At 66.2% G+C, this 16,838-nt stretch carries 14 protein-coding genes; 8 read left to right on the top strand and 6 right to left on the bottom strand.

What is annotated here, in order from left to right; genetic code table 11:
• The first annotated feature begins 98 nt into the window (after positions 1-98).
• Both WI560_RS04930 and WI560_RS04925 read left to right on the top strand, forming a co-directional pair.
• A complete protein-coding gene (locus WI560_RS04930; RefSeq protein ID WP_375307103.1) occupies positions 99-2,222 on the top strand; it encodes a murein L,D-transpeptidase in 2,124 nt (707 codons plus the stop codon).
• Between the two features lie 269 nt (positions 2,223-2,491).
• Positions 2,492-4,114 (top strand): DUF882 domain-containing protein, encoded by a 1,623-nt coding sequence (locus WI560_RS04925; RefSeq protein ID WP_375307102.1) that lies wholly within the window; start codon positions 2,492-2,494, stop codon positions 4,112-4,114.
• 141 nt (positions 4,115-4,255) lie between these two features.
• Here the strand turns inward: WI560_RS04925 and WI560_RS04920 are convergent, their stop codons facing one another.
• Positions 4,256-4,528: a DUF2312 domain-containing protein gene (locus WI560_RS04920; protein ID WP_008546273.1), complete on the bottom strand. Its 273-nt coding sequence runs from the start codon at positions 4,526-4,528 to the stop codon at positions 4,256-4,258.
• 190 nt (positions 4,529-4,718) lie between these two features.
• Complete coding sequence (locus WI560_RS04915; RefSeq protein WP_257176750.1) at positions 4,719-5,024, bottom strand: DUF1244 domain-containing protein; 306 nt, start codon at positions 5,022-5,024, stop codon at positions 4,719-4,721.
• Positions 5,025-5,198: 174 nt separating this feature from the next.
• Between WI560_RS04915 and WI560_RS04910 the strand changes: the two genes are divergently transcribed.
• Together WI560_RS04910 and pyk are read left to right on the top strand one after the other, a co-directional pair.
• Positions 5,199-5,780, top strand: coding sequence for a DUF1036 domain-containing protein (locus tag WI560_RS04910; protein WP_375158784.1), 582 nt, complete (start codon positions 5,199-5,201; stop codon positions 5,778-5,780).
• Positions 5,777-7,213, top strand: coding sequence for a pyruvate kinase (gene pyk / locus WI560_RS04905; protein WP_375307101.1), 1,437 nt, complete (start codon positions 5,777-5,779; stop codon positions 7,211-7,213). Before WI560_RS04910 ends, pyk begins: the two co-directional genes overlap by 4 nt.
• Before the next feature lie 149 nt (positions 7,214-7,362).
• Here the strand turns inward: pyk and WI560_RS04900 are convergent, their stop codons facing one another.
• Both WI560_RS04900 and WI560_RS04895 read right to left on the bottom strand, forming a co-directional pair.
• Complete coding sequence (locus tag WI560_RS04900) at positions 7,363-8,043, bottom strand: helix-turn-helix domain-containing protein (RefSeq protein ID WP_375307100.1); 681 nt, start codon at positions 8,041-8,043, stop codon at positions 7,363-7,365.
• Between the two features lie 508 nt (positions 8,044-8,551).
• Positions 8,552-8,716: a Flp family type IVb pilin gene (locus tag WI560_RS04895; RefSeq protein WP_126258786.1), complete on the bottom strand. Its 165-nt coding sequence runs from the start codon at positions 8,714-8,716 to the stop codon at positions 8,552-8,554.
• 415 nt (positions 8,717-9,131) lie between these two features.
• On the opposite strand from WI560_RS04895, the gene WI560_RS04890 reads away from it, so the two are divergent.
• The 4 genes from WI560_RS04890 (at position 9,132) to WI560_RS04875 (ending at position 14,019) form a co-directional block, all read left to right on the top strand.
• A complete protein-coding gene (locus WI560_RS04890) occupies positions 9,132-10,637 on the top strand; it encodes a hypothetical protein (protein WP_375307099.1) in 1,506 nt (501 codons plus the stop codon).
• Positions 10,638-10,669: 32 nt separating this feature from the next.
• Entirely contained in the window at positions 10,670-12,172 is a 1,503-nt protein-coding gene (locus WI560_RS04885; protein ID WP_375307098.1) for a hypothetical protein, read from the top strand.
• 159 nt (positions 12,173-12,331) lie between these two features.
• Positions 12,332-13,327, top strand: a complete 996-nt coding sequence (locus WI560_RS04880; RefSeq protein WP_028138388.1) for a glycosyltransferase family 2 protein — start codon at positions 12,332-12,334, stop codon at positions 13,325-13,327.
• Positions 13,328-13,335: 8 nt separating this feature from the next.
• Positions 13,336-14,019 (top strand): class I SAM-dependent methyltransferase, encoded by a 684-nt coding sequence (locus WI560_RS04875; RefSeq protein ID WP_375307097.1) that lies wholly within the window; start codon positions 13,336-13,338, stop codon positions 14,017-14,019.
• Positions 14,020-14,021: 2 nt separating this feature from the next.
• On the opposite strand, the gene WI560_RS04870 is transcribed toward WI560_RS04875, so the two are convergent.
• Positions 14,022-15,401, bottom strand: a complete 1,380-nt coding sequence (locus WI560_RS04870) for a hypothetical protein (protein ID WP_375307096.1) — start codon at positions 15,399-15,401, stop codon at positions 14,022-14,024.
• A gap of 201 nt (positions 15,402-15,602) precedes the next feature.
• A complete protein-coding gene (locus WI560_RS04865; protein ID WP_375307095.1) occupies positions 15,603-16,835 on the bottom strand; it encodes an APC family permease in 1,233 nt (410 codons plus the stop codon).
• Positions 16,836-16,838 lie beyond the last annotated feature (3 nt).

Below are 16,838 nucleotides of genomic sequence, written 5' to 3'. Positions count from 1 at the left end.
CGTGCAACTTTCGAGAGGCCGGCGCGATTTAGCCGAAGCTCAATAGGCGATAACGAAGCTGTTCCATGAGGGACAGTTCACCCGAGGGGTGCGACACAATGCGGAACTGTTTGAACCACCGTGCGGGCTTTGACCGCGTCTTGATGACGGTCGCGGCCACCTTCCTCACGGTGTCGGCCAGCTCGGCCCTGGCGCAGGACCAGGCGCGCAGCACCGCGGCCGAGCTCGCGATCGAAGCCGCGATCCCGCGGCCCGAGCCGGCCAACGTCCCGCCCCCGACCGCAGCTGACATCAAGCTCGACACCACCGCCACCGTTCAGGATTCCGCCAAGGAGCCGAAGGAGCCGGTGAAGGCTGACGTCGCCCCCGCGCCGGACAAGGTCGAGACCAAGCCTTCCGAGCTCGCCAACTCGCCCGCCACCGCAACGCCGGCTGCTCCTGCGGCACCCGCTGCGGCTCCGGCCGCCGAACCGGTCAAGGCCGCGAGCAACGTTCCCGCCGCCGACCAGCCGGTCGCCGACAGGCTCAAGGATATCATCGGCGCCAAGACCTCGCGGCACTTTGACCGCAAGAACGAGCGCGCCGCGGTCGAGAAGTTCTACGGCGCACGCGATTTCGCGCCGGTCTGGACTCAAGGCGGCACTCTCACCGCTGCGGCCAAGGGCGTGATCGCGCGGCTCAAGGACGCCGCCTCCGACGGTCTCAATCCCGCCGATTATCCGGCGCCGGATTTTGCGGCCGCCACCACGCCCGATGCGCTGGCCGATGCCGAGCTCAAGCTCACCGCCAGCATGTTCGACTATGCGCGCCATGCCCAGAGCGGCCGCATGCACTGGTCGCAGGTCAGCGGCGACATTCTTTATCCCGAGCATCCGGTCGACCCCAACGAGGTGCTCGCCAAGGTCACGACCGCGGCGGACGCTTCCGCAGCGCTCGACAGCTACAACCCGCCGCACAAGCTCTACAAGGAGCTGAAGGCCAAGCTCGCCGAGCTTCGCGGTCAGGGCAACGGCCCGGCGATCGAGATCGCCGATGGTCCGGCGCTGAAGTATACGGCGGCCAGCAAGAAGCAGGCCGAGATTGTCGTGGAAGATCCGCGCGTGCCGCAGCTGCGCGCCAAGCTCGGCCTCGCCGAGAACGGCAGCGACACCCGCTATGACGCCGCCGTCGCCGACGCGGTGCGCAAATTCCAGAGCAGCGCCGAGTTGAAGCCGACCGGCATTCTCGACGACAAGACCGTCAACGCGCTCAACACCCCGAAGCGCGACAAGCAGATCGACGTGGTGCTGGTGAACATGGAGCGCTGGCGCTGGTTGCCGCGCGACCTCGGCGCACCCGCGCTGGGCGATGCCTATGTCATCCTCAACATTCCCGATTTCACGCTGAAGGTGATGCAGCGCGGCCAGCAAGTCTGGACCACGCGCGTCGTCACCGGCAAGCCGGGCAAGCATGCCACGCCGCTGCTGACCGAGACGATGAAGTACATCACGGTCAATCCGACCTGGAACGTGCCTCCGTCGATCGTCTACAACGAATACCTGCCGGCCTTGCAGCAGGACCCGACCGTGCTTCAGCGCATGGGCCTCAGGCTCGAGCAGAACCGCGACGGCTCGGTGCACATCTCGCAGCCGCCCGGTGAAGCCAATGCGCTCGGCCGTGTCCGCTTCAACTTCCCGAACAAGTTCCTGGTCTATCAGCACGACACGCCGGACAAGCATTTGTTCGCCAAGGAGGAGCGCGCCTTCAGCCATGGCTGCATGCGGGTGCAGAATCCGGATCAGTACGCCTCCGTGCTGCTCAACATCGTCATGCCGAACGAGAAGTACACGCCCGAGCGCATCCGCAGCATGTACGGCAAGAGCGAGATCGACCTGAAATTCCCGACCCCGATCCCGGTGAACATCACCTATCAGACCGCGTTCGTGGATGACGCCGGCAAGCTGCAATTCCGCAAGGACATCTATGGCCGCGACGCGGCCATGATCAACGTCCTGAAGAACAACCGCGGCAAGGACCTCGAGGCCGTCGTGGCCCATTCCCAGCCCAGCTATTCGCGCCCGGCGACGACGCTGCCCTCGGGCGTGGCGGTGGCCAACAATGGCGGGGGCTTCGGCTCGTCCGGGCCGAATTTCTTCGAGCGGCTGTTCGGGGCGCCGACCCAGGCCGTGCCGCCGGCGCCGGTCGGGCGCCGGCCCCAGCAGCAGCGGGTGTTCACCCGCTAAGCCCGTTTCGGCGGCCATTTTTCGAATCCTGCAACGATATCAACGGCCCCGTCCCAGCGACGGGGCCGTTTAACGTTAACCATTCTCCACCTGCATTCTGGCAGCGGGCGTTTTTTTGCCACAGTCAACCGGTTAGGATCGTATTCTGACTTGGTTTGGGGGCGGGAAGGTCAACCTCGAATTAACCTTCTCGCTTTAAGAAAGCGTTCATCCTCTTTCGCACTGCTAACGGGGTTGGCGGGAGAGTCCATTGAACGCTGGTCGACTGGGTGGGCTCATACGTGCTGACTGGTCTCGCACGCCAATTCGTTGTGCTGTCGTTGTCCCATGCGGGAGTGAAGGCCGGTTCGCGGATCGGCCTCACTGCCGCATTGCTGCTTGCGGGCGCAGGCTCGGTTCATGACGCCGCTGCGCTGAACGAGACCAAGACGCTCTCCTTCCACCACACCCATTCCGGCGAAGACCTCACCGTCACCTTCAAGCGTGACGGGCGCTACGACGAAGCCGCGCTGAAGCAGCTCAACCACTTCCTGCGCGACTGGCGCACGCAGGAGGCGACGGTCATGGACCGTCGCCTGTTCGACATCCTCTGGGAGGTCTATCGCGACGTCGACGGCAAGCAGCCGATCCAGATCATCTCCTCCTATCGCTCGCCCGCCACCAACGCCATGCTCCGCCGCCGCTCCTCCGGCGTGGCGCGCTCCAGCCAGCATATGCTGGGACATGCGATGGACTTCTACATCCCAGGCGTGCCGCTGGAGCAGATCCGCTTCGCCGGCCTGCGCCTGCAGCGCGGCGGCGTCGGCTTCTATCCGACCTCCGGCTCGCCCTTCGTGCATCTGGACACCGGCAGCGTCCGGCACTGGCCGCGCATGACGCATGACCAGCTCGCCCGCGTCTTCCCGGACGGCAAGACCGTGCATCTGCCGACCGACGGCGTGCCGCTGAAGGGTTATGAGGTCGCCAAGGCCGAGATCGAGCGCCGCGGCAGCGGCGACGATTCCGGCAGCAAGCCGAGCTTCTTCGCCGCGCTGTTCAAGGGCAAGTCGGCAGCTCCGGCCGCCAGCGACGAGGATGACGAGGGCGCACCCACCCCGGCCGCGAAGCCGGCGGCACCGACCGTCGTCGCAGCCGCAGCCAAGCCCGCCGAGCCGGTGCCGACGCCGCGCGCGAAGCCGCAAATGGCCATGATCCAGCTCGCCTCGGCCGATGCGCAGCTCGTTGCGCCCCCCAAGCCGAAGCCCGCGCCGGTGGCTGACAAGCCCGCTGCCGCCAAATCCGTCGACGGCAAGCCGGAGACCCCGGCCGACATCATCAATGCCCGCGGCTTCTGGGATGATATCCCGGCCACGCCGCAGCAGGCGACGCCGGCCCAGGTCGCCGCACTGAAGGCCCGCCAGGCTCTTGCCGCCGCCACCGATCCGCAACCAACCGCGAGCCTGCCCAACACAGCTCTTCAGGCACTGGCTTACGCGCCGGCCGCCTCCCCGGTCGACCGCGCCAATGTCGTCGCCGCCTCCGCGCCGATCCCGCGTTCGGCCCGCCCCGCATCGCGCAGCCTTGCTCAAGCGACGGAAATCAACACGGTGGTCGGCAAGAGCATCGACGGCATGGTCGCGACCGCGACGCGCCTCTCCGCCGCCAAGGGCGAGAGCGTCTGGCTCAAGGTCGTGATGCTGTCGCCGAGCGCCAGCCATGCGATGTCGGTGACGCTGATGGGCGAGCTCGATACCGCGGCGCTGCGCGCCTATTTCGTCAAGCCACGCGTCGTGATCGCGATGGGCTTTGCCGAGGATCCGATGCAGGGCCTGTCCTGCGATACGTTCTCCGGCAGCGCCACCGCGAAGCTCCAGACGACGTCATTCGTCGTGCGCACCGCCGCGCTGCGCTGATCGAGCCCACGGTTTCCAGAAGCTCAGTTTCGTAAGCTTGGATGAGCGAAGCGACATCCGGGAAATCGGCGCGCGCCAAGACATCCCCGGATATCGCTTCGCTCATCCGGGCCACGGCAGCAATGATTGGGGCGACACGCCTCAGATCATGCCGAGCGCCTGCATGTAGGTCTCGAGGATCGTCTCGGCCTCGGCGCGCTCGTTGGGGTCCTGCTTGCGCAGGCGCACGATGGTGCGCAACGCCTTGACGTCGTAGCCGTTGCCCTTGCTCTCGGCATAGACGTCGCGGATGTCGTCGGAGATCGCCTTCTTCTCTTCCTCCAGCCGCTCGATGCGCTCGATGATGGACTTGAGCTGGTCCTTGGCAAATTTCGTCGCGGGCTCGTCGTCGCGGACGGCGGCGGAGGTGGCCATCTAGGTACTCCCAATGGAACTGGCAAAACGAGGTGACGCCGGCATCCTCACCGCGCGTGCTGGCTAGAACCCTTAGGGTCGGTGCCGACTGCGTTCAAGGCAGCATCGCGCTCGTCCACAGCGCGCCCACACCTTCCTGCTGCGTGGCGCAGAAAGCTGTTGTGTGGTGCGACTCAGGTGTTTCGCGAACTCAGTGGCCGTGCGGATGGACCTTCTTCATCGTCTCGAGCTGCTGCGGCGTCGCCGTGCCCTGGTATTTCGCTTTCCAGGTCTCGTAGGGCATGCCGTAGACCGCCTCCCGGCTCTCGTCCTTGCTCAAGGCGACGCCCTGGGCGTCGGCGGCTTCCTTGAGCCAGTTGGACAGGCAGTTGCGGCAGAAGCCCGCCAGATTCATCAGGTCGATGTTCTGAACATCCGTCCGCGTCTTCAAGTGATCGACCAGGCGCCGGAAAGCGGCCGCCTCGAGCTCGGTCCTAGTTTTGTCGTCGATTGCCATGGCTGTATCCCCTTGGGCCTGCCCCGATCGGGTCACCCTTACGGGATCAGGTGGGCGCTGTCACAGATTTTGCCATATCCCGGCGCAAACCGGCCCGAAGCTGGCCTGCCGCTCTTTGGGGCCGTTCCCGGCCCTACGCCAAATCGTCAATGATCTGGTATAGCTACCGCGACAATGATTGCCGAATCTCCCCGCTCCCCGCTTCGCCTGCTCGCCCGGTTGGTCCCGGTGCTGATGGTCGCCTGGCTGTGCCTTTGCGCCAGCCCGGCCGCCGCCGATTTCCGCCTCTGCAACAACACGTCGAGCCGGGTCGGCATTGCGCTCGGCTACAAGGACGCCGAGGGCTGGACCACCGAGGGCTGGTGGAACATCTCCTCCCGCTCCTGCGAGACCCTGCTGCGCGGAACGCTGGTGGCCCGTTACTATTACATCTACGCGATCGACTATGATCGCGGCGGCGAGTGGTCGGGGCAGGCCTTCATGTGCTCGCGCGACAAGGAGTTCACCATCCGCGGCACCGAGGATTGCCTCGCGCGCGGTTACGACCGGACCGGCTATTTCGAGGTCGACACCGGAGAGCAGCGGGCCTGGACGGTGCAGCTGACCGACGCCAACGAACAGCCGGCGCAACAGCGCGTGCCCGGCCTGCCCGGCCCGGTCGGCCCGGGCGGGGTTCCCGGTTTGCCCAATGGCCCTCCCGGTGCTACGCCCCCCGGCTCGCCCGGCCTGCCACCCCCGTCTGGAAATAAGCCATGAGGCGTCTTCGCCGTATCAAGATTCTTGCGACCCTCGGACCGGCGTCGTCAGACCTCGCCATGATCCGCCGCCTGTTCGAGGCCGGCGCCGACCTGTTTCGCATCAACATGAGCCACACCCCGCATGACAAGATGCGCGAGCTGGTGGCGACGATCCGCAACGTCGAGTCGAGCTACGGCCGGCCGATCGGCATCCTGGTCGATCTCCAGGGCCCGAAGCTCAGACTGGGCGCCTTCGCCGAAGGCTCGGTCCAGCTCCAGAACGGCCAGACCTTCACGCTGGATTCCGACAAGACGCCAGGCGATGCCACGCGCGTCCACTTGCCCCATCCCGAGATCCTGGCCGCGCTCAGGCCCGGCCACGCGCTGCTGCTCGACGACGGCAAGGTGCGCCTGATCGCGGAGGAGACCTCGAAGGAGCATGCGGTGACGCGTGTCGTGGTCGGCGGCAAGATGAGCGACCGCAAGGGTGTCAGCCTGCCCGACACCGACCTGCCGGTCTCGGCGATGACGCCGAAGGACCGCGCCGACCTCGAGGCCGCCCTCGTCACCGGCGTCGACTGGATCGCGCTGTCCTTCGTGCAGCGCGCCGACGACGTGCTCGAAGCCAAGAAGATGATCCGCGGCCGCGCCGCCGTGATGGCCAAGATCGAGAAGCCGCAGGCGATCGACCGCCTCGCCGACATCATCGAGGCCTCCGATGCGCTGATGGTGGCGCGCGGCGACCTCGGCGTCGAGCTGCCGCTGGAGCGCGTGCCGAGCCTGCAGAAGCAGATGACGCGCATGGCGCGCCGCGCCGGCAAGCCGGTGGTGATCGCGACCCAGATGCTGGAATCGATGATCCAGTCGCCGGTCCCGACCCGCGCCGAAGTCTCCGACGTCGCCACCGCCGTCTATGAAGGCGCCGACGCCATCATGCTGTCGGCGGAATCGGCCGCCGGAAAATTCCCGGTCGAAGCGGTCTCGACCATGAACCGCATCGGCGAGGAGGTCGAGCGCGACCCGACCTACCGGTCGGTGATCATGGCCCAGCGCCCGGCGCCGGAAGCCACCGCGGGCGATGCCATCGCCGATGCCGCGCGGCAGATCGCCGAGACGCTCGACCTGCCCGCCTTGATCTGCTGGACCTCGTCGGGCTCGACCGCGGTTCGCGTGGCGCGCGAGCGGCCGAAGCCGCCGATCGTGGCGATCACCCCGAACATCACCGCCGGGCGCCGGCTCGCGGTGGTCTGGGGCGTGCACTGCGTGGTGGCCGAGGACGCGCGCGATCAGGACGACATGGTCGCCCGCGCCGGCCAGATCGCGTTCCGCGACGGCTTCGTCCGCGCCGGCCAGCGCGTGATCATCGTCGCCGGCGTGCCGCTCGGCATCCCCGGCACCACCAACATGGTGCGCATCGCCTCGGTCGGCCCCGAGGGCGACGCGAATATGTAGGCCCGCTTGGGCCCGCCAAGCAAAAAATCGAAAAACAACCCCATGCACAGTAGCCGGAGCGTTCGGCGCGCCTGCTGCGGTTTTGCGAAAAGGCTCGCCACGTCAGCGGCTTGAGCGGAATCAGGCGCCGCCTGCCTCACGCGGCGATTTTACGCGCCCACCAGCGCCTTCGTCGTCGGAAGCAGCGTCTGCTGCACCACCAGGCCGCGGGCGCGGGCGTCCATGACGCCGACCGCGCGCAGCGCCAGCAGCGTCACGGTCTGCACCGCATCGCGCATCTTGACGGGATCATCGAGATTGTCGGGCGCCAGCGGGCCGACCAGCGCCTCATGCAGCGCGCCGAGCAAAGCGGTGGCGGCGAGCGCGGTGTCCTGCGCCGGCAGGTGACCGGCCCGCACTGCGGCGTCGATCCGGGCGGCCATCTCGCCCGCGATCTCGCGCCGGCTCGCCAGGCGCGAGGCGCTGACATCGACATCGACGGGCTCGGCCAGGATGCCCCAGGCCAGCCGGCGCTGCGACAGGGTGTGGACCGCCACGGTCGTCACGGCCGCGGCCAGCGCCGAGGACGGGCCCGGGGCGGCGTCGGCCGCCCGCCGGATCGCCGCGAGCTCGTCGCGGGAGACCTCGGCAATGAGTTCAGAGATCAGCTCGGCCTTGGACGGGAAGTAGCGGTAGACCGTCCCGGCCGCGACATTGGCCCGGATCGCGACCGGCGCTATCTGCACCGCCGCCATCCCGCCTTCAGCCGCCGTCTCCCGCGCCGCCGCCAATATCGCACTGCGCCGCGCCGCGAGGCGCTTCACCACTTGATGCGTCCGCCGATAAACCATGGCGCGCTTCCTGTCCCACACGCCAGCCGCACGCCCCGCGGCCGAACGCGTCGTCACGTCAAAGATGCAAATCGTCCCGCAAGGACTGAACAACTATTCAGGGGAGATGACAAGATGGGAAATGCGTGGAGCGTCGGGGCGAGCGGACTGGAGCGCCAGCCCTGAAGGCGAAGGCTGATCAGGTCTTGCTCGCTCTACCTCGCTGCGAATCCTGCTTCCCGAAAGTAGCCAAGATGCAGCCCGCGGGCTCCCTGGGATTCGCAGGACGAGATGCCTGGCGCGACGGTCCGAAACAAACGCGTGGGACGCTCCCCAAGCGGCCGCCGCAAACACATAAAAGGCCTGTGCAGGGTTGTCAGATCGATAACTGCACTCGTTACCGAGCTCATGAAGCGGGCTCGCAACAGTGCGCAGGCCATGCAACTGGCAGGCCCGACGCACAGTCCCGCCAAAAAGGAAGGAGCCCCGTCAAGGACAGGGCTCTCCGAAATTCCGAGGTCGTCCGGCTTTACTTGAGGCCGGTCGAGATCGCGGTGAACTTGGTGTTCAGCGTGCTGCCGAGATTGTTGACGACGGTGATAATCGCCAGCGCGATGCCGGCGGCGATCAGGCCGTATTCAATGGCGGTGGCGCCGGATTCATCCTTCACGAAACGCGCAACGAGGTTCTTCATGGAGTGCTCCAAATGAGTACACGAGGCTTACAACTGATCTGGTCTTTCCGGCTTCCCAGCGCCGCCGACCATGAAACCGAACGTAGAGGCAAAGAATTGCGCCGCAGTTAATTCGACTGCGTAAACACCGGGCGGATTGCGTGTGTCGGCCGATGGTAAAATCAAATCTAAAACAATCTGTTAAATTGTCGGGACCTGAAACCGGCATGGCGCCGCGGATTTACCCGAAGTTATGACCGCCGTGATCCAATGCCACCCGCTCGAACTGAAGCGCGACGAGCCGAATCCTTCGTCGCGTTTCACCGTCGTTGCTCGGGCGTGATCTCTCGGAAAGCCGCACCACACTTTGCGCGAACGCGGCGCTGCGGGTCCGGATCATGCTCGACCGACAAGGACAACAGGACGACGAGGCGGCATGTCCCTTTCCTTTGCCGACGGCATCGCGGTGCAGAGCCGCGCGAGGGCTCTCGTGCCGCTGTGCGCCGGTGCCGGCGCCTATCTGCTCTTCCTCTATCTCGGCGACACGCGGCTGCAGGATTCCGACACGTTCTGGCAGATCAAGATCGGGCAATGGATCCTCGATCACCGCGCCATGCCCACCATCGACCTCTATTCCTTCACGCGGACGGGCGCGCCGTGGATCTCGACGTCGTGGCTGTCGCAGGTGCTGTTCGCCTCCTCCTATGCGCAATGGGACTGGGCAGGTCCCGTCATCCTCACGGCGCTGGGCGTCGCGCTCGCGGTAGCGATCTTCGTCCATCTGCTCGGCACGCAGATCGAGGCCCCACGCGCCGTGCTGTTCGCGATGCTGGCGCTGCTGCTGTCGGCCCACCACGTGCTGGCGCGTCCGCATATCCTGGCGCTGCCCGTCATGGTGGCGTGGATCGGCCTGCTGATGGCGGCCGCCGACCGCAGGAGCGCGCCGTCCTGGTACTGGCTGCCGCTGATGGCACTCTGGGCCAATCTGCACGGCGGTTTCGTGCTGGGCCTGGCGCTGATCGGCCCGATCTCGCTCGAGGCGGTCGAGCATGCCGAGAAGGGACGACGGCTTCGCCTGTTCATGCGCTGGGTGCTGTTCGGAATCGGCGCGCTGATCGCGAGCTGCTGCACGCCCTACGGCTGGCGGACGCTCCAGGGCGCGACCAGCATCCTCGGCCTCGGCGAGCTGCTGTCGCTGATCTTCGAATGGATGCCGGCGAACTTCGCCACCTTCACCCCGTTCGAAGGCGCCCTGCTCGGCCTGATCGCATTCGGCTATTATCGCGGTCTCGTGCTGTCGGCGCCCCGGATCTTCCTGATCCTGTTCCTGACCTGGAGCGCGCTGACCCATGTCAGGAGCATCGAGGCATTTGCGTTCCTAGTGCCGCTGGTGCTGGCAAAGCCGCTCGGCGAGATGTTCCCGCGCACGGCGGCTGACGGCGCGGGTGCCGATCGCTGGCCGGCCCGCTATGTCACCGCGGCAGGCGCGCTGATGATCGTGGCGGCCAGCTGGACCTCGACGTCGCTCTACATGGCGCACCACCGCTTCAGCTTCACGATGACGCACACCCCGGTTGCGGCGGTCGACCTGCTCGAGCAACGCAAGGTGCAGCGCATCTTCAATGCCTATCAGTTCGGCGGCTATCTGATCTCCCGCGATATTCCGGTCTTCGTCGACGGCCGCGCCGAGCTCTACGGCGAGAAATTCGTGGTGGACTTCTTCAAGGCGACGGAAGGCAAGAAGCCCGAATTGCTGCCGCGCCTGCTCGACGAGTACAAGATCGACGCCACGCTCCTGGTCGCCGGTGCGCCGGGCCCGCAGATCCTCGACCAGCTCAAGGGCTGGAAGCGCATCTATGCGGACGACATTGCCGTCATTCATGTCCGAGACCATGCCGAGGGCGCAACCGCTGCGCCTCCGAATCCGACAGGCCGGCCTTGACCATTCCGGCTGCTCCCGGCTCGGACCGATCGGTGGCGATTGCCGTGCTAGCCATGCTGGCGGCCGTCTCGTTTCTTCCAGTGCTGCTGACCCCCATTCCCGCGATGGTCGATTATCCCAATCACCTCGCCCGCATGTACATTCTGAGCCAGAGCGGCACCCCCGATGCCAATCCGCATTACGAGGTGGCCTGGGCATTCTATCCCAACCTCGGCATGGATCTGCTGGTCCCGCAGATGGCGCGGCTGATCGGCGTCGAGAACGCCACACGGCTGTTTCTGCTGCTGAGCCAGGTGCTGATCGTTTCCGGCGCGCTGCTGCTCGAATGGGTCCGGAAGGGACGGGTGCAGCTTGCCGGCTTCGCTGCGCTGGCTTTCCTCTACTGCCTGCCGTTCAGCTGGGGCTTCGTGAACTTCGAGTTCGGCCTCGGCCTCGCGCTCTGGGGCATCGCCGTCTATCTGCTGCTGGCGGAAGGCCCATGGCCGGCGCGTTTTGTCGCCAATTTGATCTTCGTCGCTGCGCTCTATGTGGCGCATTTCTTTTCGCTCGGCATCTACGGCGCGACGCTTGGCCTTTTCGAGCTGTCGCGCATGCGCCAGCGGCAGGTCGCTTATCCCGTCGCGGCCGCGCGGCTTGGCGCGTTGGCGCTCCCGGCGCTGGCGCTGCTTGCGATCATGCACCTCACTGCAGGTTCGGTCGGAAGCGAAGGCACGAGCTGGTTCCTGGCATTCAAGCCGGTCTGGCCGCTCCGCATCATGAACGGCTACAATTTGACGACGGCGGCAGCGACCGGGCTGGCGCTGGCGATCGGCGTGTTTGTCGCCGCAAGACGCGGCGTCCTCAGGCTCGAGCCATCAGGCATCTGGCTCGCGGTCGGCTTTGCGCTGCTTTATTTCGTCATTCCTTCGAAGCTGTTCGGAACATCGTTCGTCGATCTTCGCATGATTCCCGCCGCGGCTCTGATCCTGCCCGCCTTCTGCTCGCTGTTGCTGCCGAGCCGTGCCTGGCGGATGGCCGCGCTCGCCGGGATCAGCGGCATCATCCTGCTCAATCTCGCCGTCGTTCTTTCGGTGTGGCTGCCTTACCGCGCCGATTACGCGGCGATCATCGCCTCGTTCCAGAAGATCGATCGCGGCTCGCGCATCCTGGTCGGCAGCGCGGACGATCATGGAGACCCGCCCTTCGCCGACCTTACCTCGTATCCGATGTATTATGCGCCGACGCTGGCCGTGCACTACGCAGGCGCGTTCGTGCCCAACCTGTTCACCGAGGTCGGCAAGCAGCCCGTGCGGCCGCGTGAGGCCGTGCGCAATATATCCATTCCCTATGGAGGGCCGGTGCCGGCAGGCCTGCTGGCCGCGATCGCGACGGGCCAGCCACCTGCGGACGTTCCGCCATTTGTCCGCACCTGGTACCGGGATTTCGACTACCTCTATGTGCTGGGATCGCCGGCCGCCAATCCGCTGCCGGAGCGGCTGGAGCTGCTGGAGAGCTCGCAGCGATTTGCTCTCTACAGGATCCGCCGCAAATCCTAGAGCCGAGCCGGCGCCCCCCAAGCGTGGTTAACCGGCTTCCGGCTCTCGGTCCGTCCTCCGCCGATGTCCAGGGCGCTAGACCCTTAACATTTGCGGCAAGGCGACCTTAACCACCGGCTTATAGACTCCCGCCGCTGCAACCCAGTCGGAATCCCTCGCATGGCGGCCAATTCCAGATCGATCCGCTACAGCCTCGTCATCCCCGTGTTCAACGAGGAAGCCGTGCTGCCGGTCCTGCTGCGCCGGCTCGACCAGGTCATGTTCCGGCTCGACGGGCCGGCAGAAGCGATCTTCGTCGACGATGGCAGCAGCGATTCCAGCTCGATCGTGCTGCGGGCGCTCGCCGCGCGCGACTCGCGCTTTCGCTACATCGGCCTGTCCAGGAACTTCGGCCATCAGATCGCGATCACCGCCGGCATGGACGCCGCGCAAGGTGACGCGATCATCGTCATGGATGCCGATCTGCAGGATCCGCCCGAAGTGATCGAGCAATTGATCGCGAAGTGGAAGGAAGGCAACGACATCGTCCACGCCCGCCGCCTGTCGCGCGAGGGCGAAAGCCGCTTCAAGCGTGCGACCGCGCATCTGTTCTACCGGCTGCTCGGCAGGATGTCCTCGGTCGGCATCCCCGCCGATGTCGGCGACTTCCGCCTGATCGATCGCAAGGTGCTGGAGGCGCTTCGGCAGATGCCGGAGCAGGATCGCTTCGTGCGCGGTATGATCGCCTGGCTAGGTTTCCGCCAGGCCGAGGTGGCCTTCCATCGCCTCGAGCGCGCCGCCGGCGAAACCAAATACCCGCTGTTCAAGATGGTCCGGCTGGCGGTGAACGCCGCGCTCGGCTTTTCGGATCTGCCCTTGCGGCTTGCCATCTGGTGCGGATTGACGGTGTCCGGGCTCGCGCTGCTCTACGGCGGCTGGGTTGTGCTGTTGTGGCTGGGCAAGGACAGTCATCTCGTGACCGGCTGGTCCTCGACGATCGTCGTCGTCTCGCTGCTGTGCGGCATCAACATGCTGATGACGGGCATCGTGGGACTCTATGTCGGCCGCATCCATGCCGAGGTGAAACGCCGCCCGCTCTACGTGGTGCAGGCACGAATCGGCTTCGATCGCGACGAGACGGCAGCAACGCCGGCGATCCACGCCGTCAACGAGTAATCCAGCACATGACCGAGCTCTTCGACGGCTATCACGACAATTACCGTGACGTGGTCCAGTCCTCGATCGACTTCTCGGGTCTGCCGCATGATTTCTTCATGCGCGCAAAGGCCGACCTGCTGCGCGATCTGATCACAGGGCGGCTGGACGTCGAGAAGCCCGACATGCTGGACGTCGGCTGCGGCGTCGGCAGCCTTCACCCGCTGCTGCACGGCATGGTCGGCCGCCTCAGCGGCATCGACGTCTCCTCGGCCAGCCTGGCGCAGGCGCGCGCCCGCAATGGCGGGGTCGACTACCGCGAGTTTGACGGCCGCACTTTTCCGTTTGCCGATGCCAGCTTCGATCTGGTCACGACCGTCTGCGTGATGCACCACATCGTGCCGGCGCAATGGGCGCAGTTCATCGCCGAGATGCGCCGCGTGACACGTCCCGGGGGACTCGTCTGCGTGATCGAGCACAATCCGTACAACCCGCTGACGCGGCTTGCCGTCGCGCGCTGTGAGTTCGACCGGGACGCCGTCTTGCTCGGGGCCGGCACGACCCGGAAGCTGATGGCAGCCAGCGGCCTGCGCGAGATCGGCGCGCGGCACTTCCTGCTGCTGCCCTGGGACAGCAAGCCGGCACGGCGCCTCGAAGACGCGCTCAGCGGCGTCTGGCTCGGAGGCCAATACGCCGCCTTCGGGACTGCTTGAACCTAGCGCTGCGGCGTATCCCGCCGCTTGTGCACGACCGCCACATCGTCGCTGTAGACGCGCTGCCACTGCGGCAGCCGGTCGAGCAGCGCGACCGCTGGTGTACGCGGTGCGAGCAGCGTCGCGCCGATCTTGTACTCGTCGAGCAGCTTCAGAAGGTCGTTGAGGTCGATCAGCGCCAGGGCACGATTGTAGCGGTTGATGAACGGCCCGCCGTATAGCTCGCCGCGACCGTCGATGAAGGTGGGAATGCCGGCAAAGATCAGATAGCCGCCGAAGGAATAATCGTTGAGCACGTGTCCCGCCTCGGCGAGGTTGGCCTGGGCGACCGCGGCCTCGGGGGTGATGGCCGGAGCCGGCCGGACGTCGCGCGCCAAGGCCAATCCGCTGACCGCGATCAACACGCCGAGCCCAACCCAGTTCAGGCCGCGCGGCGCGACCGTTGCACCATCCTCGGCCGCTCCGCCGAACCTGCGCCCCAGCGGCGCCGCCAGATAGAGCGGCGCCAGCATGGCCAGCAGATCCGCATTGCGGATTTGCGCCAGCGCGAAATGCAGCAGGCCGATCACCACCAAGGTCCGCACGACCGGCAGCGTGACGCCGCGCGAGAGCGCAAAGATGCCGGCGAGCAGCAGCAGTTCGAAGCCACTGACGTGGCTGAAGTCCTGCGGCCGCCATTCTCCGATCCAGGCGAGCGCGGAGCCGAGGCCGAGCGTCGTCAGCGGCATCAGCAGCGGTTCCGGCCCATGCGGCGTCAGGCAGGACGCGGCGACGGCAAGGGCCACAAACGGCAGCCACCGCAGCAGCACGCGCGGCCATTGGGCGCGCTCTTCGCGCAGCAATGCCTCGAGCACCGCCGGTCCGATCAGGCCGAGCGCCAGCACCACGCTGCCGTGCAGATTGCTCCACAGCACCAGAAGCGGCAGGGCCCAATATGGCGGAGGGCCGCAGCGGTCCATGCAGCGGACCAGCGCAGCCGCCCAGGTCACCATCAACGGCAGCACGAGCACATGTGGCCGCGCCAGCATGTGCGGCGCCAGCAGGACGACGGCCGCGATCACCATGAGCAGCGTCAGGGCTGGCGAAAGCTCGCGCAGCAGGAAGAACGTGAGAAGGGCGAAGGCGAGCGCGATCGCCGCGGCCGCGATGGCGACGACGCCTGGCCAGCCGGACAGCGCGTATATCCCGGCATAGATGACCTCGGAAAGCCATTCGAACGTGATCCAGGGCGCGCCATGCCTGGAAAACGAAAACGGGTCGCTCGTCGGCAGGGTGCCGTGTGCGATGATCCACCGCCCGAGCTCAATGTGAGAATAGCTGTCGGGATCACCGAGCAGCCGCGGCCCGGCGACCAGCAACACAGCATAAACGGCGAGCCCCACGACCCAAGGGAGCGCCGCACGTGCCGAAAGCGGTTGAACCGCGCTGTGAACGACCTGGTCAGTCATGGCGGGCCAAAGTAGGCCGCAAGCGTTAAGTTCTTCTTTAGTGTTTCAGGCATTGCTCCAGCGCGCGGTCAGGAGCGCCGCGTCTACCCCCCGCTTCAGTCGCCGCGTACTTCGTTCGCCGAACCCAAGCGCGCACTATGCGAGGAGATCGATCAGGAGCAATGCGCCGCTTGTGAACAGTCCTGCAATCGGCACCCAGATGGGCACGAGGAACACGCCGGAGGGAGGCTTGGATTCTCTCGTCTTGATGCGCAGGAGCGCCAGGTTGACCAGGACGAAAGCCCCGAGGGTCAGACGTGAGGTCCATTCGGCCAATCCGGTCAGGGGAATGCCGAGGGCGAGGATCAGGATGGCGCCCACGCCGAACAGGGTTGCAACCACCGGGGAGCCGCTTCTGGCGTTCACCCTGGCGAGAAAGGCGGGAAGGCTGCCTTGGTCCGCAAGCCCGTACAGCACGCGTCCGATCATCAGCATGTGAACGATGATTCCGTTGACCGTCGCAACGATCGCAATGACGCTCAACACCGAGAGCGGAAGACCGGTCAACCGCTGAAAGACCAGTGCAAGCGGAGCCGAGGAGTGCGCGAGCTCGGCCGGAGGCACCGCGACCACCGCAACCCAGGCGACGGTCATGTAGAGGAACGCCGTCACGCCCAAGGTAATGAAGAGCGCCCAAGGCAGCGTCCGGGACGGATTCTTCATTTCCTCGGAGATGTTCACGAGGTGCTCGAACCCGATGAATGCAAACACGGCGAGCAGCGACGTCTGTGCGATCCCGGACCACGCCGCTTTATCGCTCAGGGGAGCCAACAGTTCGGGCAGCCGGGAGACCAGGGCGTCGCCCTGAAACAGCCCGGCGCCGACAATGAGCACCAATCCTCCGATCTCCACGACCGTCATCAAGCCGGCGAAGCTGATGGACTGAACCGCGGACAGGCAGGCGACCGCTCCCATCGCAAGCACGACGCCGGCGATGATCCAGCTGGCGGGCAGCGGCACGAACACGCTGATGTAGCCGGCGCTGCCAACGGTGATGGTCGCGCCGGAGATCGTCGCTGCCGCCACCACGAGCAGCCCCGTGGCACCGCTGAGCCATTTTCGGTGAAACGCGGCCTGGACATAGGCGGCCTCGCTCGCCGCAACCGGCAGTCGCGTGCCGAGTTCGGCAAAGCTCCCGGCCGTCACGCCCATCACGACCGCCGCAGCAAGGAACGCCAGAGGTGCATGCATTCCGCTCCGGGCGGCGGCCGCTCCCACCAGGACGTAGATTCCGGCACCGATCGTCACGCCGAGCCCGTACAGCACCGCGTGCGTCAGCGTCAGCGATCTGATCAGTCTTGTAGACCCGGGCGGCGCCACCTCCTGCATGTC

This window comes from Bradyrhizobium sp. A11 (genome assembly GCF_042077125.1).
Taxonomy (GTDB): domain Bacteria; phylum Pseudomonadota; class Alphaproteobacteria; order Rhizobiales; family Xanthobacteraceae; genus Bradyrhizobium; species Bradyrhizobium japonicum_B.
The sequence above is the reverse complement of the archived record's forward strand: the minus strand, read 5'-3'. Positions and strand labels throughout refer to the sequence as shown.